Source organism: Cupriavidus basilensis, assembly GCF_029335485.1.
In the GTDB taxonomy this organism is placed as follows: Bacteria; Pseudomonadota; Gammaproteobacteria; order Burkholderiales; family Burkholderiaceae; genus Cupriavidus; species Cupriavidus basilensis_E.
The window spans coordinates 22,259-48,855 of sequence record NZ_JARJLM010000324.1; the positions used below are offsets into that span (position 1 = coordinate 22,259).

Below are 26,597 nucleotides of genomic sequence, written 5' to 3' on the forward strand. Positions count from 1 at the left end.
GCAGATTCACCGCGACCGATCGCGGCTCATCGTGACTTATGCAGGAACACCATGTGGATAGCCCGCCCCGCCGTTGAAAAGGATGCGTCCGCGCTGTTTGCACTTGCACAGCGCGCGACCCCGCACGTCCACACGCTGCCCCGCACGCGCGAGCGTATCGACGATGCCGTCTCGCGCTGCGCCGAAGCCCTGGCACGATCCGTCGACATGCCGGGAGACGAACGCTACCAGATGGTGCTGGAGCGCCCTGACGGCACGCTGGCCGGTGCCGCGTCCATCTCGGCCACCGCCGGCGCGGCGGGCGCCTATTTCTCCTACCGGAACGACGTCATCCACCATGTGTCGCGCGATCTTGGCATCAGCAACAACGTGCATGTGCTGACGCTGAGTTCGGATCTCACCGCGCATTCGCAACTGTCCGGCTTCCTGGTGGATGCGCCCGGGGAAGACGCCTGGGCGGGCCCCCTGCTGTCGCGCTCGCGCCTGATGCTGGCGGCGGCCGACCGGCGGCGCTTCGCCGACGAGTTCTTCGTCTGCCTGGCTGGCCAGACCCGCGCGGATCATTCATCGCCTTTCTGGGATGCGATCGGGCGCAAGTTCTTCAACATGGATTACCTGTCGGCCGAACGCGTGGTGCAGGGTGCCCGCAACGGCACGCTTTTCGTGGAACTGATGCCGCACTACCCCGTCTACGTTTCCCTCCTGCCCGACGAGGCCCGGGAGGTGATCGGCCAATTGCACCCGGCTGCCACCTATCCGTTCGACATCCTGAGCGCGGAAGGCTTCGAGGCGGAGCGCTATGTCGACATCTTCGACGGCGGCCCGGTGCTGGAAGCCCACGCATCCCGCCTGCAGACCCTCGCCACCGCCCGCACGCTGACCGCCGGGCTTGACGCCGGGAACCAGCCCGCCGAGACCTGCCTGGTGGCTTCCACCGGCCCGCTGGCCACGTTCCGCTGCACCATCGCCAGCGGCGTGGTCGAGCTGGACCGGGGCAGGATCTCCCTTGCCGCCCGAACGCTGGAATCGTTGCGCGTTTCGCCCGGCGATGCCGTCATCGTGGCGGCCGCATGACCCGGCCAGACACAGCGCGACACACTGTGATGCCCCCCCAGGAGCCCGCATGATCGTTCTACGCGCAATCCATGCCACCCACCTTCCCGCCCTGCTCTCGCTGGCGCAGAAGGTTGGCCCCGGCATGACCACCCTCAAGGCGGATGCCGCCGTACTGGGCAAGCGCATCGCCACCGCCGAGGCGTCGTTCAGCGGCGAACTGCCGCCCGAGCAATGCGACTATGTCTTCGTCCTCGAAGACACGGCAACCCGCCAGGTCTGCGGCGTCAGCGCCCTGAAGGCCGCGGTGGGCCTGGAAGATGCGTTCTACAGCTTCCGCCTCGGCCAACTGGTGCATTCCTGCCGCGAGATCGGCGTCTACTCCAACAAGAAGACGCTCTTCCTGTCGAACGACCTCACCGGCTGCGCGGAGCTTTGCACCCTGTTCCTCGACCCCGCCTACCGCAGCGGCAACAACGGAAAACTGCTGTCGAAAGGCCGCCTGCTGTTCGCCGCCAGCTTTATCGACCTGCTTCCCGAGGTGATCTGCGCCGAGCTCAGGGGATTCCTCCGCCCGGACGGCACTTCGCCGTTCTGGGAGAGTCTCGGCAAGCACTTCTTCAAGATGGATTTCTCCGTGGCCGACGACAAGAGCGGCGGCGGCGCCAAGTCGTTTATCGCGGAGCTGATGCCGCGCTTTCCCATCTACACCGACTTCCTGAGCGACGAAGCGCGCGCGGTGATCGGCCGCGCGCACGCCGATACCGAGCCCGCGCGGCGCATGCTGGAACAGGAGGGCCTGGACTACGAAGGCCTGGTGGATATCTTCGATGCCGGCCCGGTGGTCCAGGGGCACGTCAAGCATCTGCGCATCACCAAGGACAGCATGCTCGCGATCGCCCGCCCGGCAGCGGGCAGCGAACCCGCCGGCGCGCACCCGGTGCTGGTCGGCAATACCAGGCGCGGCGACTTCCGCGCCATCGTCAGCCATTCGGCGCCCGCCTTTGGCAGCCTGCCGCTGACCGGCGAAGAGCGCGAGGCGCTCGCCGTCAACGCCGGCGACCCCGTCCGCGTCGTCACGCTCAAGCCGGGAGAGAAGCTCAATGGATAACCATTGCGATCCGCAAGGCCAGCTACCGGACGATCCGTTCACGCTGGCAGGGAGCTTTGGCGCAGGAGGCAGACCGCGCGCGCAAGAGTTCAACTTCGACGGACTCGTGGGGCCCAGCCACCACCACTCGGGCCTCGCCACCGGCAATATCGCCTCCATGCGCAATCGCGGCACTGCCGCGAATCCGCGCAAGGCGGCGCTGCAGGGCCTGGAGAAGATGCTGGCCCTGCACCGCCGGGGCATTCCCCAGGCCGTGCTGCCACCGCTCGCCAGGCCGAACCTGCGGCTGCTGCGGGCGCTCGGCTTCAACGGCAGCGACGCGGCGGTGCTTGCCAAGGCTGCACAGCTGGAGCCGCAACTGCTGTCGGCGGCCTACTCCGCTTCGTCGATGTGGACCGCCAACGCCGCCACGGTCTGCCCTGCGGCGGACTCCGCCGACGGCAAGGTCCATTTCACCCCGGCCAATCTCAGCGCCAAGCTGCACCGGTCGCTCGAGCATCCGGACACGGCGCGGCTGCTCCGTCAGATCTTCAGCAACGAGCAGTATTTCGCCGTGCACGACGCCCTTCCCGGCGTTGCCGCCCTCGGCGACGAAGGCGCGGCGAACCATACGCGCTTTGCCCGCGCCCATGGAGAGCCCGGCGTCCAGTTCTTCGTCCACGGCGAAGACGCTTTCGCCGCCGCGGACGCGGCCCCGCGCAGGTTCGCTCCCCGCCAGTACGCCGAAGCCAGCCGCGCCGTGGCCCGGCTGCACCGGCTCGACCCGGCACGGACGGTCCATGCGCGGCAATCGGCGGTGGCAATCGATGCCGGCGTCTTTCACAACGACGTGATCGCCGTCGGGCACCTGGATACCTTGTTCTATCACCAGGCCGCCTTCGATGACGAGCCCGGCACAATCGCTGCGCTGACCAGGGCCTGCGACACAAGCGGCCTGGCGCTCAATTGCATCCGCGTAGCCGAAGACCAGCTCTCGCTGCAGGACGCCGTTGCCACCTACCTGTTCAACAGCCAGCTGCTCTGCGCTCCCGACGGCGGCAAGCTGATGGTCGTGCCCGCCGAGTGCCAGGATAATGCCGCGTGCCGGACCTATCTGGAGCAACTGTCGGCACCCGGGGCGCCGATTGCCGAAGTCCTGTCCTTCGACTTGCGCGAAAGCATGCGCAATGGCGGCGGCCCGGCCTGCCTGCGCCTGCGGGTGGTGCTGGACGCCGCGCAAGCGGCCTCCATTGGCAGCCATGTGTTCTTCAGCGAAGCGCTGCACGACACGCTGGTTGCGTGGGTCGCCCGCCACTACCGCGACCGCCTGCTGCCCGACGACCTGCGCGACCCGCAACTGCTGGATGAAATCCGGGTGGCGCTGCACGAGCTGGAACACATCCTGAATCTGCCGGGGTTCTACACCGTGGACTGACAGCGCGCCCGCACACGGCCACCCGGCCATTCCAACCATTTCCACTCCATCACCGCCCGATGCGGTGCGGCTTCGTACGCGCCGCATCCGGCCATCGCCACATCAGGAAACAAGAGTTCATATGGAAAGCAACGCGTGGTTTGAAGTCGATCTCGACAAGTTCGAAGCGAATGTTCGCGGCATCCAGGCGCTGATCGGCCCCCGGACCGAGATGTGCGCGGTCATGAAGGCCGATGCATGCGGGCATGGCATGGCCCTGCTGGTAGCCTCGGCGATAGCGCTCGGCGTTGCATCGATCGGCATCGCCAGCAACGAAGAGGCGGAAATTGTCCGCCATGCAGGCTTTCGTGGCCGGCTGCTGCGCGTGCGCGCGGCCACGCCGGTGGAAATCGAGGATGGCCTGCAATACCGGCTGGAGGAAATCGCCGGCAATCTCGAGTACGCGCACAAGATGAACGAGATCGCCGGGCGCCGCGGGCGTTCGGTGCGGGTGCATCTCGAGCTGAACTCCGGCGGGATGAGCCGGAACGGCTTCGACCTCAAGGCCCCCGAGGAACGCCGCAAGGCGCTCGCGGCGGCGGCGCTCGCCAACCTGGAAGTGGTTGGCATCATGACGCATTTCCCGGTCTGCGATGTCGCGGACGTGGAGCGCGGGCTGGCCAGCTTCCGCGAGGAAGCCGGCTGGATCGTCGAGAACGCGGGGCTGGACCGCGCCCGCGTGCAACTGCACTGCGCCAACTCCTTCGCCACCCTGGAAGTGCCCGGCAGCCACCTGGACATGGTGCGAACGGGCGCCATCCTGTACGGCTGCATGCCCGCCTACCCGGCGTTCCAGGCCATCGCCAGCCTGAAGTCCCGCGTGGCTTCGGTGAACGCCTACCCCGCCGGCAACACCGTGGCCTACGACCGCACCCTCACCCTGGAGCGCGACTCCCGGCTCGCCAATATCCCGATCGGCTACGCGGACGGGTACCGACGGGCCTTCTCCAACAAGGGATTCGCCCTGATCCGGGGCAAGCGGTTTCCGGTGGTCGGGCGGGTGACGATGAATACCCTGATGGTCGACGTGACCGCGTGCGAAGCGGTCTTTCCCGGCGACGAGGTTGTCCTCTGCGGCCGGCAAGGCGACGGCCGGATCGATGTGGCGGACATCGAAGCCATCTCCGGCACGATTTACCCAGACCTCTGCGTTGGCTGGGGCAATTCCGTCAGCAAGATTGCGACGCGCTCCGGGCAGCCAGGCACGGGAGACGCGCTCCCGGCATCTTTCCAGTCACCCGGCCGATAGCAGCGGGTCCCCTGCCTCCGATGCGCAGATCGGTTCTCCGCCGGCGGCCCCAACACCTCTCGCAAGGGGTTCATGCCTGGCCTGCGCGGCCTCCTTCGGCGTGCGTGCCCGATGACGTCGAGGCGGCGCACGCCGCAGCCCGAACACCGCGGCACCACCGCCCCTCGCCCGGACGTGGCGCCTACTCAAGGCTCACATTGGCCTTCCTGACCAAGGCCGCATAGCGCGCCGCTTCGCTCTGGAAGAACCTGGCGGCCGCCTCCGGCGTTCCCGGATTGATCGTATTGCCTTGCTTCTTCATGGCGTCCAGGACATCCGGACTGGTGAACGCCTTCGCGAATGCGGCCTGAAGGCGCTTGACTTCGGCCGGCGCAAGCCCGGCGGGGCCCACCACCGCGAACCAGCCCTCGACGGCATAAGCCGGCAACCCTTGCTCGGCGATGGTGGGAATCTCGGGCGCGGCGGGCGAGCGCGTCGCGCCGCACAGTCCGATCGCGCGCAGGGTGCCGTTCTTCAGATGCGGCGCAACGGCATTCAGCGCCACCACGCCCATCTCGACCTGACCGGCGATCAGGTCGGTGATCATTGGCCCGGTCCCCTTATAGGGAACGTGCCGGGCCTTGACGTGCGCCTCGTCGAGGAACATTTCGGCTGCAAGCTGGAGAATGGTGCCGTTGCCCGACGATGCATAGTTGAATGCATCTGGCCTGGCCTTGAGGAGCGCAACCAATTCCTGCACGTTCTTCGCCGGGACCCTGGCGTTGACCACCAGCACCAGCGGCGTCGAACCGATCACGCTGATGGGCGTGAAGTCCCTGATCGCGTCGAACGGCAACTTCCTGTACACGCTGGGATTGATGACGTGGTTGTTGGAGAACAGCCCCAGCGTCGTGCCGTCGGGCGAGGCCCTGGCTACGGCCGTGGCGCCGGTAATGCCGCCGGCGCCGGGCAGATTCTCGATCACCACCGGCTGGCCCAGGCTCCTGCCCAGCGCAGGCCCGGCGGCGCGTGCGATCGCGTCCACGCCGGAGCCGGCGCTGATCGGCAGGATCAGGCGCAGCGGCCGGCCCGAGCCCTGGGCCAGCGCGGTGCCGGCCGGCCAGGCGAGCGTGAGTGCCGCGGCCGATACGGCCATGCCGAGTGCTGCCCGGCGCGAAAGGGGGAATGCCATGTCTGTCTCCGTATCGTTATCGTCCTGGTCCGCGTGGCCGTCCAGGGCCACGCGGCAAGGCGGCAGTATTCAGCCCTGGGCCCGCGTGTCCAGGGCTGACAGGATTTCGTCGTTGTGCTCGCCGATGCCCGGCAGCGGCATGCGCACGCCGGGCCTGCGCCCACCCATCAGCAGCGGCAGCAGCACCACATCCGTCGTTCCGCCGTCGTCGATCTGCATCGGAACCAGGCCGCCGCTGGCTCTCAGGTGGGGATCCTCCAGCAACTGCTCCGGGCGCATGATGGGCGCATAGGGAATGCCGGCGGCTTCGAGTTTTGGCGAGAGGGTCTCCACCCGATGCGCCTTGAGAATCGCGCCCAGCCGCTCCAGCAATGCCGGCCGTACCGCAACACGCATGGCGTTGGTCGCGAGTTCGGGATCGGCAGCCAGGTCTGGGCGCTGCAGCACGTCGCACAAGGTGTTGAACTGCTTGTCGCTGACGGCGCCGATAAACAGTTGCTCGCCGTCGGCCAGCGTGAACACGTCGTAGACGCTCCAGGCGGAGACGCGGGACGGCATCGGCGGCGGCGGCTCGCCGGTCATCGAAAACTGCTGCATATGCTGGGACGACAGGAAGACGCAATTCTCGAACAGCGCGCTCTGCACTTCCTGCCCCTTGCCGGTACGGTCGCGTTCGCGCAAGGCGGCCATCACGCCGATGGCGCCAAACATGCCGCCCATGATGTCGTTCACCGAGGTGCCCGCGCGCAGCGGGCGGCCCTTCGGGCCGGTCATGTAGGACAGCCCCCCCATCATCTGCACGACTTCGTCGAGCGCCAGGCGGTTTTCATAAGGGCCGGGAAGGAAGCCCTTGTGCGACACGTAGATCAGCCCCGGGAACCTGGCGGACAAGGTGGCATAGTCGAGCCCGCATTTCTCCATCAGCCCCGGACGGAAGTTCTCCAGCAACACATCGCACTGGCCAACCAGTTCCGCCGCCGTGGCTTGTCCCTGCGGCGAGGTGATATCGATGACAACGCTCTTCTTGTTGCGGTTGAACGAGCGAAAGAAGCCAATGCCAAGGCCGGGCAGGTTGCGGGTCTTGTCGCCGCCAGGCGGCTCGACCTTGATGACTTCAGCGCCCAGGTCCGCCAGGATCATGCCGCAGGTCGGGCCCATCACCATATGGGTGAACTCGACGACGCGAACGCCGGCGAGCGGCAAGGCGGCATGCTCGGCGTGTGCAGTTTGTTCGGTGTGTTCCGTGTGTTCGGTGTGTTCGGTGTGTTCGGTGTGTTCGGTGTGTTCCGTGCTCATGGTTCGCTCTCAGGCGCTGGCGCCGGTGGTCTCGGTGGCGGTGGCCGCATCGGCAAGCGACGCAGGGAATGTCTTGGGCAGGCCGGCGCGCCACAGCGTGCCATGCAGGGTTTCATCCGTCAGCCAGCCGGCCACGCGCGCGCGCAATGCCAGCAGGCGGCCGATATCGATGCCGGTCTCGAAACCCATGCTCTCCAGCAGGAAGGCCAGGTCCTCGGTAGCGACGTTGCCGCTGGCGCCGGGGGCGTGCGGGCAGCCGCCGATCCCCGCGAGGCAGGCATCGAAGCGGGTCACCCCGGCCTCCAGCGCGGCATAGACGTTGGCCAGGCCAAGCCCGCGCGTGTCGTGGAAATGGCCGCACCAGAAGCGCTCGCCGGCAGTCGCCGAGGCACGTTCGAACAGGCTGCGCACCATGGCGGGGTCGGCGTAGCCCACCGTGTCCGCCAGGCTGACGCGATCGGCACCCGCATCCAGCAAGGCCTGCATCAGGCGCAGCACCTCGTCCGGATCCACATAGCCCTGGATGGTGCAGCCGAAGGCCGTGCCCACGCCGCCTTCGATCAGGGTCCGGGAGCCGGCCGCATCGCGGGCGGCACGGATCCTGGCCACTTCGGCCACCACCTCGCCGGGGGTCTTGCGCAGATTGGCCAGGCTGTGCGCGTGGCTGGCGGACAGCGGCACCAGCATCAGGTCAGCGCCGCTGGCAATGGCGTTCTCCGCGCCCCGCAGGTTCGGCACCAGCACCGAGACCAACAGTCCCGGCAGCGACCTGGCAAAGTCCACTAGTTCCGCGGTATCCGCAAGCTGCGGCAACCGCTTCGCCGGGACAAACGAGCCGACTTCGATTTCGCGCTGGCCCGCCGCATAGGCCGCCTGGATCCACTCGCGCTTGGCGGCAGTCGGCAGGATGGTGGCGATGCTCTGCAGCCCGTCGCGCAATCCAACCTCGCGGATCACGGCGCGGCGCGGCGCCAACTCAGTGAGCCTTGTCATTTTGTCTGTGTCCCCTCGGATGCCCGTGTTTCGGCCTGGCATAGGCACGCATCGCGCTCATGGCGCTCATTGGCACTCTATGCCGTTCCAACCCAAGCCTGAAGCGGTAAAGAGGAAGCGCTAGCATTCCAGATCGGAAAGCCTGTGCAGTCGCCCCGGACCTGTTGGCGGTATTCGGCGCAGCGGACTCCGGATAGCGTCTTGCCACCCCGTCTGGTCCCACTTCAGGGATTCCGGGACCAGTAAGGAAGCGCTAAGATGGCGGCACCAAGTTTCCAGATCGGAAACCCTGACCACGCCCCTCAACGTTGAAAGATCTCGATGCGCGATCTTGACCTGACCTCACTGCGCCTGTTCGTCGCGGTTTGCGAGACACGCAATATGGCGCGTGCCGGCGAGCAGCAGCACATCGTGGCTTCGGCCATCAGCAAGCGGCTGGCGCAACTGGAAGACACCGTAGGCGCCACGCTGTTCGAGCGGCGCCGGCGCGGGGTGATCCCGACCGCGGCTGGCGAGATCCTGCTTGAGCACGCGCGCGCCATGCTGGCCGCGGCCGACCGCGTGGAGCGCGACATGGCCGACTACGGCACCGGCATCAAGGGGCAGGTCCGCCTGCTGGCCACCGTCTCGTGCATGGCCGAATCGCTGCCCGACGATATCGCGAGCTTCCTGCAGGTGCGCGAGCATCGGGATATCCGCGTCACCGTCGAGGAGAGCCTCAGCCGCGACCTCGTCCGCTCATTGCGCGAAGGATCCGCGCCGCTGGGTATCTGCTGGGATGCCGCGGATCTCGAAGGATTCCAGACCCGCCCCTACCGCGGCGATGCCCTGGCAGCCATCGTGCACCCTTCGCATCCGCTCGCGCGCCAGGCGGGCTGTTCCTTCGAGCAGACCCTTGCATTCGACCACATCGGTCTGCCCGGGCAGACCGCGGTGCACACCATGCTGGCGCGCGCCGCGGCCATCATCGGCAAGCCGATGTCCTACCGGGTCGTGGTCTCCTCCTTCGATGCGTCCCTGCGCTGCGTGCGCGCCAATCTCGGCCTGGCGATCATGCCCCGCGAGGTGGTTGAACCGATTTCCGCCGGTCTTGGCGTACAGGCGATCCCGCTCACGGAGGTGTGGGCACAGCGCCGCTTCGCGATCTGCTTGCGCGACGAGGCGAGCCTGTCGCCGGCGGCAAGACTGCTGGTGGATTATCTGGTACGGAAGGCAGCGGCCTGACGGCCGCTCGGATTCAGCGGCGGAGCAATCCGCGCGGAATCAACCCGCCGCCCCGGCACGCTCAGGCTGTCGCCGCCGGCAGCTGCGGCCAGGGCCGTTGCGCGGGACGCATCTGCTCCCAGGCCCTCGCCATCTGCAGAACGCCCAGATCGTCGAAGCGCCGTCCGGCAATCTGCAGGCCGATCGGCAGGCCATCTGCCGCGTATCCGCAGTTGACGGACGCCGCGGGCTGCTCGGAGAAGTTGTAGACGACGGTGAAGCTTGCCTGGTGAATGGGCTCGACGCCCTCGTAAGCCACATGCGTCTGTTCCGCCCCGAACGCGGGCTGGGGAAACACAGGGGAAAGCACATAATCGAAATCGCGCGTGGCGGCCACGGTCGCCGCGCGTAGCGCCAGGCCCTGCGCCTGTGCCTTGTAGACCTGCTCGGCGGTAAAGTCCCCGCTCCTTTGCGCCGCCCACTGGATGAAGGCAGACGCCTTGGCGCGCCGTGCCTCGGGCAGCGAAGCCAGGTCCATGCGCGTGCGCATGGACCAGAAGGCGCCGACGCCCTCGAGCATGCCCGGCTCGATCCACGAGCGGATGGGTTCGACCACCGCGCCGGCCGCTTCGAATGCCCTGGCGGCCTGCGCCACCGCTTCGCGCACTGCCGGATCGACCGGGATGCCGCAGTCGAGTTCGAGCCACAGGCCAATGCGCAGGCCCTTGAGGCTGCGCTCCAGCCGGCTCCACCCGATGGGCTGGTAGGGCAGGCTCATATGGTCGCGCGCGTCAGGCAGGGACAGCACGTTCATCATCAGCGCGGCATCCGCCACGGTACGCGTCATGGGGCCGGCAGCGCGCCCCGTATAAGGCGGATCGATCGGAATACGGCCAAGACTAGGCTTGAAACCGAAGATGCCGCAGAAATTGGCCGGCCCGCGCACCGAACCGCCGATGTCCGTGCCGACATGCAGCGGGCCATAGCCGGCCGCCGCCGCCGCCGCCGCGCCCGAGCTGGAGCCGCCCGGATTGCGCCCGAGGTTCCATGGATTGCGCGTCAGCGGGTGAAAACTGGACATGGCGGCGCCAAGCATGCCGAGGTCCGGCATCGTGGTCTTGCAGACGAACACGGCGCCGGCTTCGCGCAGGCGCGCAGCCGGGGGAGCATCCTTCGCAGCCGGAATCAGCTCGGTCGCGGCGCAGCCCAGCGGCGTCGGCACGCCTTGCGTGGCAAGGTTTTCCTTGATGGTCACCGGCACGCCGTCGAGCGCCCCCTGCGGCGCGCCGCGCAGCCATCGCGCCTCGGACTCGCGCGCCATCGCCAGCGCGCGCTCCGCGTCGAGCGCGTAGGTCGCATGGATATGCGGCTCCCATGCATCGATGCGGGCCAGCACGGCTTGCGTCACCTCCACCGGCGATAACGCCTTGCTGGCGTAGAGGTCGAGCAGCGTCGTGGCGCTCAGTTCATTAAGGGCAGTTGTCATGGTGTCATCCCTGGGTGAAGGTGCGTCAGCCGGCACCGGATTGGCAGCCCCGGCCGGATAGCGCATGGGTGGCTATCCAGGGGCATGAAGAAACTAGGCAGCCCGCTTCCGCCCGACCCTGCCCGGCTCGCCGGCGGCGCCCTGCGCGCGGCGCTCGAGCGTCTCCGTCAGCTTGTCGATGCAGCGGTTGAAGGTCTTGAGCTCGGCTTCGGTCAGCGTGGCAAGCAGTGCTTTCTCGAGCGTGTTGCCACGCTCGTAGGTCCGCTTCACCATGCGCTCGCCTTCGGCGCTAAGGAAGAGATTGATCTGCCGGGCGTCGAGTTCGCCGATCTGCCGGCACAGGAGCCCTTGCCGCACCAGCGCGCTGACGAGCTTCGACACCTGCGTCTTCTCGAGCAAGGAGAGTTCGATGAGCCGGCTCAGGGTCAGCCCCGGCTCCAGTGCAACCAGCCGCAGCACGCGCAGATCACGCACCGTGACGCCAAACTCGTCTTCGTAGTATTTCGAACCCGCCGCTTTGCTCAGCTCGCTCAGCCGATCGAGTCGGAACGACAGGTATTCGAGGATGGGGTGATCGGAGGCGGACATGGCGGGCTTCGAGAATTTAGTCGATATCGACAATAAATTCTCTTAGCAATAGTTGATCGTTGCAACTAAGTACAAACACCTAGCCCGAGATGGGCCGGAGGATGCCGGGGATGCCTCAGCCCTTTGCCGGCCGCTCCACCCCGCCTATTCCACCCGATCCGCCGCCTGCCACAAGCCGGCATCCCCCCGTGCAGCGTTCCATGCTTCGAACCGGCTTCGCCAATCTTCAAACGGCTGGGTCAACGGCCGGCGGGGATCATCGCTCAGCGAATAGGCCATGCCTTCGATCAGCCACTTCGGCTTGCGCAACAGGGCAATGTTCCCGAGTTCCTCCGCTTGCCGGAAATGAATCAGCTCGTGGACAACGAAATAGGGCTTCCAGCCCCGGGGCGCAATGGCGACACCCCAGTCGGCCACGGCGGCCGCGGCCCTGTTGCCCAGGCCAAAATCCTCGCGGCATGCGTTCGTCGCGCAGAAGACAACGCTTGGCGGCTTGTGGAAAGGGCCAACCTTGCGAGAGGTGGCATCGACCGCCGCCGAGTAGAGGGTACGCGCCTGCTCGAGGCGGCTCATGTCATCGATGCAGATCCCGCTGTCGACACAGTGCACGCCCGGCACGAACTGAGGCGCCGCCGCCCGCAATGGCTTGACGAACGCCAATATCGACGCTGGCACGAAGACCGCCGCCGCCAGCACGCCCAGCACCATATTCCGCCTCTTCATCCTTCTCTCCTCTGCCGTTCAGGAATGCGCGTGGGAACAAAGCCCGGCATGATAGCGGATGGGTCCCTGTAGATTCTCCCTGGCGAGAGCCGGCGATACGCAATGCGCCGGAAACCGGTGAATAAAAAAGCCGGAGCAAGCTGCGTTGCGGCAGCGTCGCTTCCGGCCGGTGGCGGCAACGCTTCGCATGAAGGCTGCCGGCTCTCGGTTGTAGCCTGCTACGGCGATGTTCGCCGATCCTCGTCGTGGATCGTCACGCCAGGCTGATCCAGGTCGTCTTCAGGTCCGTGTACTTGTCCAGCGCGTGCAAGGACTTGTCCCGTCCCGAACCGGACTGCTTGACGCCGCCAAACGGCACCGTCACGTCGCTGTCCATATAGCAGTTGACCCATACCAGCCCCGCCTGCAGCTTGCGCGAAACGCGATGCGCGCGCGCCAGGCTGGCGGTCCACAGCCCCGAACCCAGGCCATAGGGCGAATCGTTGGCCATGCGGATGGCCTCGTCTTCCGTCTCGAAGCGGGTCACCGCCAGCACCGGGCCGAAGATTTCCTCGCGCACGATGGTAAGCGACTGCGTCGGGCACTCGAAGATGGTCGGCTGCATATAGAAGCCGCCGCTGTCCGCGTGCGCGCGCCTGCCGCCCGCGCGCAGGCGGGCGCCTTCGTCCTCGCCGCTTTTCACGTAGGACATCACGCGCTGCAGCTGCGCGCCGTCGACGATGGCGCCCATGGCGGTGGCGGGGTCCAGCGGGTCGCCCGGCTGCATCCGTGCGGCATGCGCTTCCAGCTTCTCCATGAACGCGTCATAGATGCCGCTCTGCACGTAGAGCCGCGAGCCGGCAATGCAGATCTCGCCCTGGTTGCTGAAGATGCCGATGGCCGCCGCCTGCGCGGCACGGTCCAGGTCGGGGCAATCGTCGAAGACGATATGCGGCGACTTGCCGCCGCACTCCAGCCAGACCCGCTTGAGGTTGGACTGGCCGGAATACTCCATGAACCGCTTGCCGGTCGCGGTGGACCCGGTAAAGGCAATGCAGTCCACGTCCGGATGGCGGCCCAGCGCCTGCCCGGCGGCAGCGCCCAGGCCCGGCACCACGTTGAGGACGCCCGCCGGAATGCCGGCCTGCTCGGCAAGTTCCGCCAGCCGCAGCGCGGTGAGCGGCGCTTGCTCGGCAGGCTTCAGCACCACGCTGTTGCCCGCCGCCAGCGCCGGCGCCACCTTCCAGCTGGCCATCAGCAGCGGATAGTTCCAGGGCACCACCGCGGCCACCACGCCCAGCGGCTCGCGCGTGATCGTTGCCAGCACACCGGGGCCGGTCGGCGCGATCTCGTCATAGATCTTGTCGATGGCTTCGCCGTACCAGGCGTAGGTGCGGCCGGCCTCGGGAATGTCGTATTGCAGCGTTTCGGCGATCGGCTTGCCCATGTCGAGCGTTTCCAGCAGCGCCAGTTCCTCGCGGTGCGCGTCGATCAGTTGCGACAGCCTGACCAGCACGGCCTTGCGGGCGCTGCGCGGCATTTCCGACCAGACGCCCGACTGGAACGCCTTGCGCGCCGCGGCCACGGCACGGTCGACGTCGGCGGCGCCGCAAGCCGCCACGCGCGCCAGCACCTTACCCGTTGCCGGGTTGACGGTCTCGAAGGTGGCGCCGTCGGCGGCGTCGCTCCAGCGGCCATCGATATATGCCTGCGCACGAACCGGCACGACTTCCGCCTGCCTGCGCCAGTAGGCGAGATCTCGTAAATCGCTCATCGTAGTTTCCTGGTTTTCATTGTGTCCGGCACGCTCAGGCGTTGGCCTGCGCAACCATGGCGCCCAGCAGCACGTTGGCACCAGCCTCGAGGTGCTCCGGTTTGGCGTCTTCGATCTCGTTGTGGCTGATGCCGTCCTTGCACGGCACGAAGATCATCGCGGTCCGTGCGATGCCCGCGATATAGACGGCATCATGGCCCGCGCCGGTCACGATGTCCTGGTGCGTATAGCCGCGCGCCATGGCTTCCTCGCGCACGTGGCGGATCAGTTCGGGCGCAAACGGCGTCGGCGCGAAGTACTGCACATCCTCCACGACGACATCCAGCGCCGTGCCGGTGGTCGTGCCGCCGGCCAGCGCCGCGCAGGCGGCGCGCAGGCGCGCGTCCATTTCCGCCAACCGCTCCGGATCCAGGTGGCGCAGGTCGACCGTGAACTTGACCGCCCCCGGGATGACATTGCGCGACGACGGATGCACATTGACCACCCCCACGGTGCCGCGTCCGTGCGGCGCGAAGTCATGGGCGATCCGGATGACTTCCTGCATCAGGAAGGTGGCGCCGTAGAGGGCATCCTTGCGCAGCGGCATCGGCGTAGGGCCGGCATGCGCCTCCATGCCCGTCACGGTGACGTCATACCAGCGCAGGCCGAGCGACCCGGTCACCACGCCGATCACGTTGTCCTGCGCTTCGAGCACCGGCCCCTGTTCGATATGGGCCTCGAAGTACGCGCCGATCCCGCGGCCGACCTCGGCATCGCCGGCATAGCCGATGGCCGCCAGTTCATCCGCCACGCGCTTGCCCTCGGTGTCGGTGGCGGACAGCGCAGTCTCCAGCGGGAAGACCCCGGCAAACACGCCGGAACCCATCATCACCGGGACGAAGCGCGAGCCTTCTTCATTGGTCCAGATCGCCACTTCCAGCGGCGCTTCGGTGGTGACGCCGTGGTCATTGAGGGTACGCATGACCTCGAGCCCCGCCAGCACGCCATAGCAGCCGTCGAACTTGCCGCCGGTGGGCTGCGTGTCGATATGGCTGCCGGTCATGACCGGCGCGAGCGCGTCGTTGCGCCCTGCCCTGCGGCCAAAGATGTTACCGACCTTGTCGACGGTCACGCTCAGCCCGGCTTCCCGCATCCAGCCGGTGACCAGGTCGCGGCCCTGGCCATCCAGCGCGGTCAGCGCCAGGCGCGCGTTGCCGCCCTTGGGCGTGGCGCCGATCGCCGCGAGATCCATCAACGATTGCCACAGCCGGTCGCCATTGATTGCCAGCGTATTCATCTCTAATCTCCTTGCGCATGCGGAACCGGCGCAGCGGTTGCGCCGTGTGGTGACTTTGCCCCGGCCTGCCGGGCGAATGCTTCGGAACGGATCTGCGACAGGGTCATGCCCGGCGCGATGCCGTCGGCGTCGTAGCGCAGCTCCAGCAGGGCCGGCAGTTGCCGGCTGTCGGCGAACGCAAGCGCCCGCGCAAACGCGGGGCCGAATTCGGCATCGCTGGAAACGACTTCGCCGTAGCCGCGATAGGCGCGGATCAACTCGCTGAATTCCGGATTGTCGAAGCCGAGGGCAACGGTGCGGCCGGGGAACTCGCGCTCCTGGTGCGCGCGGATGGTGCCCCAGATGCCGTTGTTGAATACCAGCACGACGATGCCGGCCCGGTACTGCATGGCCACGCCAAGCTCTTGCAGGTTCATCTGGAAGCAGCCGTCGCCCGCATAGCAGATCACGGTGCGCCCGGGATTCTCCAGCTTGGCGGCAATCGCCGCGGGCAGGCCGTAGCCCATCGACCCGACGGTGGGCGCCAGGCTGGTGCCGACGCCCTTGAAGCGGTAGTAGGCATGCGGGTACAGCGCGTAGTTGCCGGCACCCACGGTGATGCAGGTGTCCTCGGGCACGTTGTCGCGGACGTGGCACGCGGCCACATTCAGGTTCAGCGCGCCCGGCGCTGCCTTGGGCTCCTGCTCGGACAGGTACGCCTGGTGGGCTTCGTGGCCGGCGTTGCGCGCGCCCCGGGAGCCGGAGGGCGAAAGCGTGCTGACGGCGGCGGCGAACGAAACGACATCGGCGGCGATGGGCAGCGTCGGGTGGAACACGCGGCCAAGCTCGTTCGCATCGGGGTACACGTGGACCAGGCGCTGCCTGGGCAGCGGGCTTTCCACGACCGTGTAGCCCTCGCTGGTTGCCTCGCCCATGCGCGTACCGACCGCGATCAGCAGGTCGCTCTCCTGCACGCGCCTGCGCAGGGAGTCCGGCATGGCCCAGCCCACATGGCCGGCAAAATTGGGATGATGGTTGTCGAAGCACTCCAGGCGGCGCCAGGCCACCCCGACCGGCAGCGCGAAGCGCTCGGCGAAGCCTTCCATCTGCCGGGTGGCTTCCGGCGTCCAGCCGGAGCCGCCGATCAGCAGGAACGGGCGCTCGGCGCCCTCGATCAACTGGGCCAGCGCATCCATGGCGCCCGGCGTCGGCGCGCTGTACGCGCGGCGGTAGCGCGGCACGTCGGCCACCCTGGCCTTGCCCCACAGCGTGTCCTCGGGCAGCGCCAGCACGACCGGGCCGGGCCGGCCGCTGGCGGCCACCGCGAACGCGCGCGCGATGAACTCGGGGATGCGCTCGGTGCGGTCGATCTGCGCCACCCATTTGGTCATCTCGCCGAACATGCGGCGGTAGTCGACCTCCTGGAATGCTTCGCGCTCGTAGAAGTCGTTGCCGACCTGGCCGACGAACAGGATCATGGGCGTGGAATCCTGGTACGCGGTATGCACGGCGATGCTGGCGTTGGTCGCACCTGGGCCGCGCGTGACGAAGCAGATGCCGGGCTCGCCGGTCAGCTTGCCCTGCGCTTCGGCCATATAGCCGGCGCCGCTCTCCTGCCGGCATACGATGGGCTGGATCTTGTCCTGGTGATCGTACAGCGCATCGATGCAAGGCAGGTAGCTCTCGCCGGGCACCAGGAAGACGCGCTTCACGCCCTGGATAATCAGTTGGTCGATCAGGATCTGACCGCCGTTGCGCTCTGGCGGCGCGGGCAATGCGCGGGGCGATTGATTGCTCATGTCGTGGGTTCCGTTGCTTGATTCGTTTGCTGGCCAGGCCGCCGCGATGATCGCGGCAGCCTGGCGGCGGATGGGGTTGTCTGCAGGCGATTCTCTATGTCGCGATCCGGCTACCGAAGCAATGCGCCTGCCAGGATGCCGAGGCCCTCGTCCATCACCGCGTCGGAGATGGTCAGCGGGAACAGGAAACGAATGACGTTGCCGTACACGCCGCAGGAAAGCAGCAGCAAACCCTTCTCCAGGGCACGGGATTGCACTTGTTTCGTAAAGTCCGGGTCGGGACTGCCGTCGGCCTTGCGGAACTCCACGGCAATCATCGCGCCCACGCCGCGCACTTCGCCGATCTCCGGCACGCGCGACCTCAATCCATCGAGCTTGTCCTGCAGCCGGCGGCCGAGCGCGGCGCCGCGCTCGATCAGCTTTTCGCTTTCCAGCACATCCAGGACAGCCAGCGCGCTGGCCACAGCCAGCGGGTTGCCGGAATAGGTACCGCCCAGACCGCCGGGGGCCGGGGCGTCCATGACCTCGGCGCGCCCGCAAACCGCCGATAGCGGCATGCCCCCGGCCAGGCTCTTGGCCATGGTGGTCAGGTCGGGCACCACGTCATAGTGCTCCATGGCGAACAGCTTGCCGGTGCGGCCGAAGCCGGTCTGCACCTCGTCGGCGATCAGCAGGATGCCGTGCTCGTCGCAGATGGCGCGCAGGGCGCGCACGAACTCCGCGGGCGCCACGTTGAAACCGCCCTCGCCCTGCACCGGCTCGAAGATGATGGCGGCAACGCGCTTCGGATCGATCTCCGTCTTGAACAACTGCTGCAGCGCATCGATCGAATCCTGCACGCTCACGCCATGCAGGCCGTACGGATACGGCGCGTGGAACACGTCGGAGGGGAACGGCCCGAACCCGACCTTGTATGGCACGACCTTGCCGGTCAGTGCCATGCCCATCATGGTGCGGCCATGGAAGCCGCCGGCGAAGGCGATCACGCCGGGGCGGCCGGTCGCGGCACGGGCGATCTTGACGGCGTTCTCGACGGCCTCGGCGCCAGTGGTGAAGAAGGCGGTCTTCTTGGCGAACGCGCCCGGCGCGCGGACATTGATCTTCTCGGCCAGCTCGATATAGCTGGCGTAGGGGACGATCTGGTAGGCGGTATGGGTAAAGCGCGCCATCTGTTCCTGCATGGCCTGCACCAGGCGCGGATGGCGGTGACCGGTATTGAGCACGGCAATGCCAGCGGCGAAGTCGATATAGCGGTTGCCTTCGACATCCCACAACTCCGCGTTCTCGGCGCGCTCGGCATAGAAGTTGCACATCACGCCAACGCCACGGGGGGTGGCGGCATCTTTGCGGCGTACCAGGTCTGCGTTCTTCATGTCTTGCTCCATTGAATCCGGGTTGTGGTTGTCTGTCGGGGTCTTGGCCCCTTGCTGCCGCGTTGTGCCGTAGCCGGATGGCCAGCGTGTTCACGGCCCGCCCGGCATCGCCATGGCTTTGCTCGGCCCCCAGGCCGGCTCGCATCGGCTCGCCGTCCGGGAAGGCGCACCTCACTCAAAGCGCCCTTACATTGGCTTTTCCTGCCATGATGCTGACCAAACAACTGGTGGCCGGACCAATTCTATGGGTTTTGCCGAAAAACTGCCAAATATTTTTGCTTATTTGACTGGTGGTCAGTCCAATTTTGGCGACATCCTCCACGTCCCCTCTCAAATCCGCGCCCCGAAGCGCTGCCAACGGCACCGCGTAGCCGCATGGAATCGGCCGGACCATCCGTCCCATATCCCATCCAAATGACGAAACGCCCGGCCAGGCCCTTGAATTGCGACGGGGTTTTGCTGTATTGATCTGACCACCAGTCAATTTGCAGCAGCCTCCATCCCATGTCGTCACTTCAAGCAGTATCGGCGCAACGCCTCTACCGGCTGATCGCGGACCAGATCGCCAACAAGATCCGCGCCGGCGAATTTGCGCCGGGCGAGCGCCTGCCGGCCGAACGCGAGCTCGCCGAGCAGCTCAACGTGGCGCGCTCGACGCTGCGCGAAGCCCTGATCGCCCTTGAGATCGGCGGCTACATAGAAGTGCGCGTCGGCAGCGGCGTGTTCGTGGTGGAGCCCAGGGAAAACGGCCGCGCCGACGAGAGCGAGCCAGAAGCCCCCGCCGACAACACCCTTGCCGCCGCGCTCGAAGCCAGCCCCTTTGAACTGCTGGAGACAAGAACGCTCTTCGAGCCGGAATGCGCTGCCCTGGCGGCCCGGCACGGCACGCCGGAGCAGATCGGCGCCATCGAGGAAGCGCACCGGCGGATGAAGCCGGATCATTCGCCCCAGGCTGGCGATTTCTCCAGCGACCGCGCGCTCCATGAGGCCATCGCCGCCGCCTGCGGCAATGCCGCCCTGGCGTCGGTGGTCACCCATGTATGGGATCTGTGCGAGGCCAGCCCGCTGTACAAGCGCCTGGACAAGCACTTCGTCGATGCGTCGGCCTGGCGCTCCGCGGTGGGCGAGCACGACCGCATCGTTGCCGCCATCGTGGCCCGGGATCCCATCCGGGCGCGCCACGCCATGGCTTTCCACCTGCTGGCCATCGTGGCGCGGCTGTCCGAAGACATCTCCCAGTAGCCAGGAAACCAGGCACACTGGCCCGCGCTGCCTGCGGCGCCAGGCCGGCCGCGTCGTCAACGTGCGCAGCCCGGCCATTCATGGCGCGCGGGATCGCCCGCGCGATTCGCGGCCATCGCCATCCATAGCCCCCCCGCGCACCATCCAGGTGCAGGAACAGCGGCACTCCAACCGCCACAGCCACGCACATCCGCACCGCTCCCGCGCATTGCCCCGCGCAAGACGTGCCGATATATCCCCTTTTCGATGGCATGAGGTTTGCTCAAGGCATTGTGGTGCGCCAAATTTTGCCACATTTGGCCGGACCACCCATCCATCAGACCTAGAATAACTACCAATTTCCTTTAGAATTCGTATCTCGTACCATTTATTGGCCGGACCACCCGAACTCTGATTTGCAAACTGGCCGCCACGATGGCCTGACCGCCCCTGTTTTAACCCCCGATCCGGTATCCGGATCGCGCCCCTGGAAAGCCCATGAATCCCGATCACACCCCCGCCAATACGCCGGAAACAGGCCAGCCGCCCCGCAGCATGCGGAAGATCGCCGCCGCCAGTGTCATCGGCACTACGGTCGAGTGGTATGACCTGTTTATCTTCGCCACGGCTTCGGCCCTGGTGTTCAACAAGGTGTTCTTCCCGTCCTTCGATCCCCTGACCGGGACCCTGCTCGCCTTCGGCACCTTTGCCTCCGCCTATCTCGCCCGCATGGTCGGCGCCGCGCTGTTCGGCCACTTCGGCGACAAGGTCGGCCGCAAATCCATGCTGCTGGTGTCGCTCATCATGATGGGCTCGGCCACCTTCGCCATCGGCCTGCTGCCGAACTATGCGTCGATCGGCATCTGGGCTCCTATCCTGCTGCTGACCCTGCGCGTCATTCAGGGCCTCGCGCTTGGCGGGGAGTGGGGCGGCGCTGTGCTGATGGCGGTGGAACACGCGCCGGCCAACCGGCGCGGCCTCTATGGATCGTGGGTGCAGATCGGCGTTCCCGCCGGCACGTTGATCGCCAACCTGGCGTTCCTGTTCAGCAATGCGATGATGTCCAATGAAGCGCTGCTGTCCTGGGGCTGGCGCATCCCTTTCCTGGCCAGCGTCCTGCTGGTCGGCGTGGGCATGTACATCCGCCTGAATACGTCGGAAACGCCGTCGTTCAGCAAGGTCAAGGCCACCGCCGCGCAGGTGAAGATTCCCCTGGCGGAGGTGCTGACGAAATCGTGGAAGCAGGTGCTGCTGGGCGGCATCGCAACGATGTCCACCGGTACCGCCTTCAACCTGATCGTGGCGTTCGGCCTAACCTACGGCACCCAGACGCTCGGCTTCTCGCGCAACCAGATGCTGACGATCGCGCTGATTTCCTGCGCGCTGTGCATCGTGCTGCTGCCGCTGTTCGGCCTGCTGTCGGACAAGGTTGGCCGCAAGCCCGTCATCGTCGGCGGCATCATCGCCGAGGCACTGCTCGCCTTCCCGCTGTTCTGGCTGCTGGACACCAGGATGTTTGCCTTCGCCCTGCTCGGCTACCTGCTGATGATGAGCGCTTTTGCCGCGAACTACGGCCCCATTGCCACCTTCCTGGCCGAGCTGTTCGGCACCAAGGTGCGCTACTCGGGCCTGTCGATCAGCTACATGCTCTCCGGGCTGCTGGGCAGCGCCGCCACGCCGATCATCACCACCGCGCTGCTGTCCGCCACCGGCCGCGGCTCCTCGGTGGCCTGGTACATGATCGGCTCGGCGCTGCTTTCCGCCATTGCCCTGCTGCTGCTGGCCGAAACGCTGCGCAAGGATGCCCGCTCGGCAAGCTCCGCGGGAGACGCCAGGACATCGCTGTCCTGAGCCGCCGGGACGACTTCGCCATTACGCAAAACCGATCATGCAAAACCATATCGACGCCGCCCTGCTGAGCCGGCTTGAACGCGTGAGTTTCCCCACGCTGGGGCACTTCCTCGAAAACGGCTTTGCCAGCCACGTGATTCGCGCGCTCGTTCCCAACGTGAAGGTCGTGGGCCGGGCCGTCACCTTGCGGCTGGCCACGCCCAACGCCATTGCCGTAAACCGGGTGCTGGCCCGCCTCGCGGCCGGCGACGTGCTGGTGATCGATGCCTGCGGCGACCACGCCCATGCGCCCGTCGGCGCGGTCACCGCCACCGCGGCCTTGTGCGCGGGCGCCAGGGGGATCGTGGTCGACGGCGTGGTGACGGATATCCTGGAACTGCGCACCATGGGCATGCCCGTTTTCGCGCGGGGCACCAGCGTGCTCACCACCAAGCGGATCGACGAAGGCGGCAGCGCCATCGGCGAGCCGGTAGTCTGCGGTGGCGTCACTGTCAACGCGGGCGACATCGTGCTGGCGGACGATAACGGCGTGCTGTTCCTGGCGCCGGAGATCGCCGCCGGCATCGTCGGCCAGGCGCTCGCATCCGATGAGGCCGAGCCGGCGATCCTGGCCCGGCTGCAAGCAGGCGAACCCGCCGCCACGGTGCTGTTCCAGGGCCATTGAGGCCCGCCGCTGCCTTGCGCCCCCTATGGAGAAAGAGAAAACGCCATGAGCGCTCACCCCCGAACCATGACAAGACGTCCGGCGGAACTCAGGCGCAGCTGGCTGTTCGTGCCCGGGCTGGACCCGGTACGGCAGCAGGCCGCGCTGGAAAGCGGCCCCGATGTGCTGGTCGCCGACCTGGAAGAATTCACCTGCCCCGCGGACCGTCCGGCGGCACGCGCGCGGATAGTCGCGCTGATGGCGCAATGCTGGGCACGCGGCATCGTCGGCGCCGTGCGCATCAACAAGCTGGATGGCGACGGGCTGGACGACCTGCGCGGTGTGCTGCCGGGCGGCCCCGCGGCCGTCTTCCTGCCGCATACCGAGACGGCTGCACAGATCCAGGTGCTGGACCAGGAAATCACCGCGCTGGAACGCGAACTCGGCCTGCCCCACGGGCAGACGGAGATCGTGCCCACGCTGGAGTCCGCGCGCGGCGTGGTCGCCGCCGTGTCCATCCTGTCAGCCAGCACGCGCGTCAGCGCCTGCCTGCTGGCCGCCGAGGACCTGAGCGCCGACCTCGATGCCGTGCGCGGGCCGGACGGCATCGAGCTGCAGCACCTGCGCGCGCGCTTCCTGGTCGATTGCGTGGCGGTGGGCTGCGTGCCGATCGACTGCCCCTGCAACTACCAGGATCCGGCGGTGCTGGCCGCGGATCTCGCCTGGGCGCGCCGGATCGGGCTGAAGGCGAAATGCACGGTATTCCCGCCGCAGGTGGTTGACATCCACGCCGCGCTGACCCCTTCCGCACAGCAAGTGGTGCGGGCGCAAGACATCGTCCGCGGCTACGAAGCCGCTCGCGACGGGAAACCCACGGCTGGCCCGCGCATCGATCCGCCGGACTACAACACCGCGCGCCGCCTGCTGTCGCGCCATGCGAAGTTCGCGCAGTGGGCGCTGGGCGGCAGCGGCAAGGCACACGGCTAAGGCCCCCTTGGGAACGGGTAGGCCAGCGCCAACCCGGTCTCCCGCCAGCTCCCGGACTTGAAAGCGGCCTCCGGCCGCCGTGGCTCGTACTCCAGTTGCGCACCACTGGCCACGGCCGCGGGCCGCGCCAATGCCAGCGCAAGCGCCGCCGCGAGAGGCGGTATCGACATCCGGAACGCCATCACCGCTTCGCCTCGCCGGGCTCGCTCTTGCCCTGGCGCCTGGCGCGGGCGTGCAGCCGGCGCAGGATGCCGTCGAAGCTTTCCAGTTGCCGGTTGATCTCCGCCTGGCCGTTCTCCACCAGGAATGCGCGAAACGCCAGTGCGACGCGCGGCAGGCGCACGGCGGGCAGGTTCAGCACATACCAGTCGCGCTCGATCGGATTGCTCTGCAACGGCAGCAAGCCGATCAGTCCCGCCTGGAACTCCAGCGTGCAGGCGTGCAGCGACAGGAACGCCACGCCAAGGCCGGCGGACACCATCCGCTTGATGGCGGCGTTGCTGGAGAGTTCGGAACCCAGCGGCAGCCGCAGTCCGGCCTCCTTGAACAGGCGCTCCACCGTATTGCGGGTGCCCGAGCCGCGCTCGCGCACCATCAGGTTCTCGTGCATCAGGTCTTGCAGCGTGACATGGCGGCGCGCCATCAGCGGGTGGTCCGGCGCCGCGATGAACGCCATCGGGTGCTTGGCGAACGGCGTCGCGTGGGTGCGGATATCCGAGGGCGGCCGGCCGATGATGGCAAGGTCGATCTCGTGCATGGCAAGCATCCGCACGATCTCCTCGCGGTTGCCCACGTGGAGCTTGATCTTCACATCCGGCCGGTCCTCGGTAAAGGCCACCAGCATCGACGGCAGCAGATACTCCGCCGTGGTGATGGCGCCCACGCGCAGCGTGCCCGCCAGGCTGCCCTTGAGCGCCGTGACTTCCTCGGTGGCATCGCGCCACAGGCGCAGGATCTGCCCGGCGTAGTCCGCCATCACCTCCCCGGCGGGCGTGAGCTGCAGCCCCCTGCCAGCGCGCTGCACCAGCGGGGTGCCGGTTGCCTCCTCCAGCAGCTTGAGCTGCAGCGACACCGTCGGCTGGGTGAGATGCAACTCCTCCGCGGCACGGGACACGCCGCCCAGGCGGGCGATCGCATCGATGGCGTTCAGCTGCCGGAAAGTGGTGGTGCGATTCATAGTAGAAAACCTATCGGTCGGTTTTATAAACCAATTTTTCAATATGAGGGGGCTACCTTATAGTGACCTCACCCGAAACGCAATGCTGTGAGCGTATCGCAACGCAGTGCACATGGAGATGGAGAATGTCGCTTGAATTGCTGGTGCTAACCGTAGACGAAGTGCTTGTCAGGACCGACGAGCTGCACAGGGCCGCCATCAACGTGGCGCTGCGGGAATGCTACGACGATGCGGGTTGGACCAGCGAAGCCCATGCGATGTGGAAACGGGCCGGCGACTCCCGCCAGATGCTGCGGGCGTGGCTGCACGCACGGCACGGGCGCGTCCCGCCGGCACAGGATGACGCCTTGTACCGTGCTTACCAGAAAGCCTTTGTCGAGCGTTGCGCCCGGCAGGCTATCGGCATCCGTTGGCAGGCCTTGCGACTCATGGACAGTGCCGAGCAGGGCGGCGCGCGGCTCGCACTGGTCGCCCCGATGTCATCGCGCATGCTCTGCGCATTGCTCGATGGCGCGCTCGGGGCGGACTGGGTGGATCGCTTCTCCGTGGTAGCCACCGCCGACGCCTTGTCGGCCCAGGAGACCGAGGCTGATCTCTACCGGCTCGTCCTGCGTACCGCCGACGTGCCGGCGCACCGCGCCTTGCTGGCCGCCGCGACGGAATACGGCCTGCGCGCCGCGCAGGGCATCGGCATGCATGCGGTGAACGTGTTGCCGGAGGGCAGCGAGGCGCCACGCCTGGCCGCTGGCCTGGCGACGCTTTCCAGCGCGCCGCAGGCGATCTGGCCCGAGTTCCACGCCCTCGAGTCATTGGTGCCCACGCAGCCTCCTCGCGCGACCGACGCCTCCGATGGAAGCCGCGCCACGGCCGAGCCGCTGGCGAATTGATTCGCCCGCCACCACGGCAAGCACGAACCGGATACCCATTGCGGAGATGCCCATGAAAACCATCGTTATCGTCGGCGGCGGCGCCGCCGGGCTACAGGTCGCCACGCGCCTGGGCAAGCGGCTCGGCAAGCGCGGCCTCGCTGAAATCGTCCTGGTCGACCGCAGCCCGACCCACCTGTGGAAGCCCCTGCTGCATGAAGTGGCCGCGGGCAGGCTCGAGCCCGTCGTCCACCACACCTCGTTCGCCCTGCAGGCAGAGCGCCATCACTTCCGCTTCGTGCAAGGCGAACTGCATGCAGTGGATCGCGCCAGCCGGACCATCGCCGTGGCGACCGCCGGCGCGGGATACGGCCAGGGCGAACAGGTCCGGTCCATTGCCTACGACAAGCTGGTGCTCGCCGTTGGCGGCGTCACGCAATACTTCGGCGTGCCCGGCGCGCGCGAGCACGCCCTGACGCTGGACAGCGTCAGCAGCGCGGAAGAAGTGCGGGACCGGGTGCACGCGGTCCTGCGCCGCAAGACCGCGCTGCCAGGCGCCCCGGCACGGGCCGCCGCAGGGAAAGTCCGCGTCGCCATCGTCGGCGCGGGCGCGACCGGCGTACAGCTTGCGGCCCAGTTGCGCCGAACCTCGCACGTATTGAACCGCTACGGCATCCACGGGCTCGACCCCGTGACGGACGTGGACATTTGCCTGATCGAAGCCTCGCCCGCCGTGCTCCCCGGCATGGGCAACCGGATCGCAGCACGCGTGAGCGAGCAGCTCGCGCGGTTGAACATCCGCGTCCAGTGCAGCGCGCGGGTGACATCGGTCAGCGCAAGCGGCCTGGCGTTTGCCGGCCAACCGCCCATGCAGGCCGATGTGGTTGTGTGGGCGGCCGGCATTGCGGCGCCGGACATGCTGAGCACCTTCCAGCTTCCGGTGAACGCCAAAGGACAGATCCGCGTGCTGCCCACGCTGCAGAGTGTCGGCGACGAGCATATCTACGCCATCGGCGACTGCGCCAGCTGCCGGCCGCATGACCTCGACGCCGAACTCCCGACCCGTGCGCAGGTTGCCTGCCAGCAGGCGCTGTACCTGGCCGAAGCCCTGCCGCAGCAACTCGCGGGCCAGCAGCCGGAGGGCTTCAGGTATCGCGACTATGGTTCGCTGGTGTCCCTGGCGGGAAGCAGCGCCATCGCCAAACTGGCCGCGCCCGGCAAAGCGGAGGGCTGGCATATCGAAGGGACGCTTGCCGCCCTGCTCCATCATGCGGTCTATCGCCGGCACGTGCTCGCCATCCACGGCTGGGGACGGGCGATGGGGATGACGCTGGCGCAGGGGCTGG

23 protein-coding genes are annotated in these 26,597 nt (G+C 67.3%); 11 read left to right on the top strand and 12 right to left on the bottom strand.

What is annotated here, in order from left to right; translation table 11 throughout:
• The first annotated feature begins 51 nt into the window (after positions 1-51).
• The 4 genes from P3W85_RS19145 to alr all read left to right on the top strand — a co-directional run bounded on the left by P3W85_RS19145 (position 52) and on the right by alr (position 4,866).
• Positions 52-1,074: an arginine N-succinyltransferase gene (locus P3W85_RS19145; RefSeq protein WP_017229402.1), complete on the top strand. Its 1,023-nt coding sequence runs from the start codon at positions 52-54 to the stop codon at positions 1,072-1,074.
• A 49-nt stretch (positions 1,075-1,123) separates the two neighbouring features.
• The gene (gene astA, locus P3W85_RS19150) at positions 1,124-2,164 is read left to right on the top strand and encodes an arginine N-succinyltransferase (RefSeq protein ID WP_276265946.1); all 1,041 of its coding nucleotides are present in this window, start codon (positions 1,124-1,126) and stop codon (positions 2,162-2,164) included.
• Positions 2,157-3,578, top strand: a complete 1,422-nt coding sequence (astB, locus tag P3W85_RS19155; protein WP_276265947.1) for an N-succinylarginine dihydrolase — start codon at positions 2,157-2,159, stop codon at positions 3,576-3,578. The genes astA and astB overlap by 8 nt, the downstream gene beginning before the upstream one ends.
• Positions 3,579-3,699: 121 nt before the next feature.
• Entirely contained in the window at positions 3,700-4,866 is a 1,167-nt protein-coding gene (gene alr / locus P3W85_RS19160; RefSeq protein WP_276265948.1) for an alanine racemase, read from the top strand.
• 181 nt (positions 4,867-5,047) lie between these two features.
• Here alr and P3W85_RS19165 read toward each other — a convergent pair whose 3' ends face one another.
• The 3 genes from P3W85_RS19165 to P3W85_RS19175 form a co-directional block, all read right to left on the bottom strand.
• On the bottom strand, positions 5,048-6,037 hold the full coding sequence (locus P3W85_RS19165; protein ID WP_276265949.1) for a Bug family tripartite tricarboxylate transporter substrate binding protein: 990 nt from the start codon (positions 6,035-6,037) through the stop codon (positions 5,048-5,050).
• Positions 6,038-6,106: 69 nt separating this feature from the next.
• Positions 6,107-7,333: a CaiB/BaiF CoA transferase family protein gene (locus P3W85_RS19170; protein WP_346430276.1), complete on the bottom strand. Its 1,227-nt coding sequence runs from the start codon at positions 7,331-7,333 to the stop codon at positions 6,107-6,109.
• Between the two features lie 9 nt (positions 7,334-7,342).
• Positions 7,343-8,326 (bottom strand): hydroxymethylglutaryl-CoA lyase, encoded by a 984-nt coding sequence (locus tag P3W85_RS19175; protein ID WP_276265950.1) that lies wholly within the window; start codon positions 8,324-8,326, stop codon positions 7,343-7,345.
• Between the two features lie 321 nt (positions 8,327-8,647).
• On the opposite strand from P3W85_RS19175, the gene P3W85_RS19180 reads away from it, so the two are divergent.
• Entirely contained in the window at positions 8,648-9,550 is a 903-nt protein-coding gene (locus P3W85_RS19180; RefSeq protein WP_276265951.1) for a LysR family transcriptional regulator, read from the top strand.
• Positions 9,551-9,611: 61 nt separating this feature from the next.
• Here the strand turns inward: P3W85_RS19180 and P3W85_RS19185 are convergent, their stop codons facing one another.
• From P3W85_RS19185 to P3W85_RS19220, 8 genes are all read right to left on the bottom strand, one after another.
• Entirely contained in the window at positions 9,612-11,015 is a 1,404-nt protein-coding gene (locus tag P3W85_RS19185; RefSeq protein WP_276265952.1) for an amidase, read from the bottom strand.
• 93 nt (positions 11,016-11,108) lie between these two features.
• Complete coding sequence (locus tag P3W85_RS19190) at positions 11,109-11,603, bottom strand: MarR family winged helix-turn-helix transcriptional regulator (RefSeq protein WP_017228696.1); 495 nt, start codon at positions 11,601-11,603, stop codon at positions 11,109-11,111.
• A 144-nt stretch (positions 11,604-11,747) separates the two neighbouring features.
• Positions 11,748-12,326: a hypothetical protein gene (locus P3W85_RS19195; protein ID WP_276265953.1), complete on the bottom strand. Its 579-nt coding sequence runs from the start codon at positions 12,324-12,326 to the stop codon at positions 11,748-11,750.
• 253 nt (positions 12,327-12,579) lie between these two features.
• A complete protein-coding gene (locus P3W85_RS19200; RefSeq protein WP_276265954.1) occupies positions 12,580-14,079 on the bottom strand; it encodes an aldehyde dehydrogenase in 1,500 nt (499 codons plus the stop codon).
• Between the two features lie 34 nt (positions 14,080-14,113).
• Positions 14,114-15,355, bottom strand: coding sequence for a Zn-dependent hydrolase (locus tag P3W85_RS19205; RefSeq protein ID WP_017228694.1), 1,242 nt, complete (start codon positions 15,353-15,355; stop codon positions 14,114-14,116).
• Positions 15,356-15,357: 2 nt separating this feature from the next.
• The gene (locus tag P3W85_RS19210) at positions 15,358-17,133 is read right to left on the bottom strand and encodes a thiamine pyrophosphate-binding protein (protein ID WP_276265955.1); all 1,776 of its coding nucleotides are present in this window, start codon (positions 17,131-17,133) and stop codon (positions 15,358-15,360) included.
• A gap of 110 nt (positions 17,134-17,243) precedes the next feature.
• Positions 17,244-18,506 (bottom strand): 4-aminobutyrate--2-oxoglutarate transaminase, encoded by a 1,263-nt coding sequence (gene gabT / locus P3W85_RS19215; RefSeq protein ID WP_276265956.1) that lies wholly within the window; start codon positions 18,504-18,506, stop codon positions 17,244-17,246.
• Positions 18,507-18,681: 175 nt separating this feature from the next.
• Positions 18,682-18,828, bottom strand: a complete 147-nt coding sequence (locus P3W85_RS19220; RefSeq protein ID WP_276265957.1) for a hypothetical protein — start codon at positions 18,826-18,828, stop codon at positions 18,682-18,684.
• Between the two features lie 182 nt (positions 18,829-19,010).
• Between P3W85_RS19220 and P3W85_RS19225 the strand changes: the two genes are divergently transcribed.
• The 4 genes from P3W85_RS19225 (at position 19,011) to P3W85_RS19240 (ending at position 23,208) form a co-directional block, all read left to right on the top strand.
• Complete coding sequence (locus P3W85_RS19225; RefSeq protein ID WP_276265958.1) at positions 19,011-19,748, top strand: FadR/GntR family transcriptional regulator; 738 nt, start codon at positions 19,011-19,013, stop codon at positions 19,746-19,748.
• Positions 19,749-20,225: 477 nt separating this feature from the next.
• Complete coding sequence (locus tag P3W85_RS19230; RefSeq protein ID WP_276265959.1) at positions 20,226-21,578, top strand: MFS transporter; 1,353 nt, start codon at positions 20,226-20,228, stop codon at positions 21,576-21,578.
• A gap of 37 nt (positions 21,579-21,615) precedes the next feature.
• Positions 21,616-22,242 (top strand): RraA family protein, encoded by a 627-nt coding sequence (locus P3W85_RS19235; RefSeq protein ID WP_276265960.1) that lies wholly within the window; start codon positions 21,616-21,618, stop codon positions 22,240-22,242.
• 45 nt (positions 22,243-22,287) lie between these two features.
• Positions 22,288-23,208, top strand: a complete 921-nt coding sequence (locus tag P3W85_RS19240; RefSeq protein ID WP_276265961.1) for an HpcH/HpaI aldolase/citrate lyase family protein — start codon at positions 22,288-22,290, stop codon at positions 23,206-23,208.
• Positions 23,209-23,389: 181 nt separating this feature from the next.
• Here the strand turns inward: P3W85_RS19240 and P3W85_RS19245 are convergent, their stop codons facing one another.
• Positions 23,390-24,385: a LysR family transcriptional regulator gene (locus P3W85_RS19245; RefSeq protein WP_017228686.1), complete on the bottom strand. Its 996-nt coding sequence runs from the start codon at positions 24,383-24,385 to the stop codon at positions 23,390-23,392.
• A 125-nt stretch (positions 24,386-24,510) separates the two neighbouring features.
• On the opposite strand from P3W85_RS19245, the gene P3W85_RS19250 reads away from it, so the two are divergent.
• Both P3W85_RS19250 and P3W85_RS19255 read left to right on the top strand, forming a co-directional pair.
• A complete protein-coding gene (locus tag P3W85_RS19250) occupies positions 24,511-25,272 on the top strand; it encodes a hypothetical protein (protein ID WP_276265962.1) in 762 nt (253 codons plus the stop codon).
• 52 nt (positions 25,273-25,324) lie between these two features.
• Positions 25,325-26,597: NAD(P)/FAD-dependent oxidoreductase (locus tag P3W85_RS19255; protein WP_276265963.1), on the top strand; the 1,273-nt coding region annotated here is incomplete at its 3' end.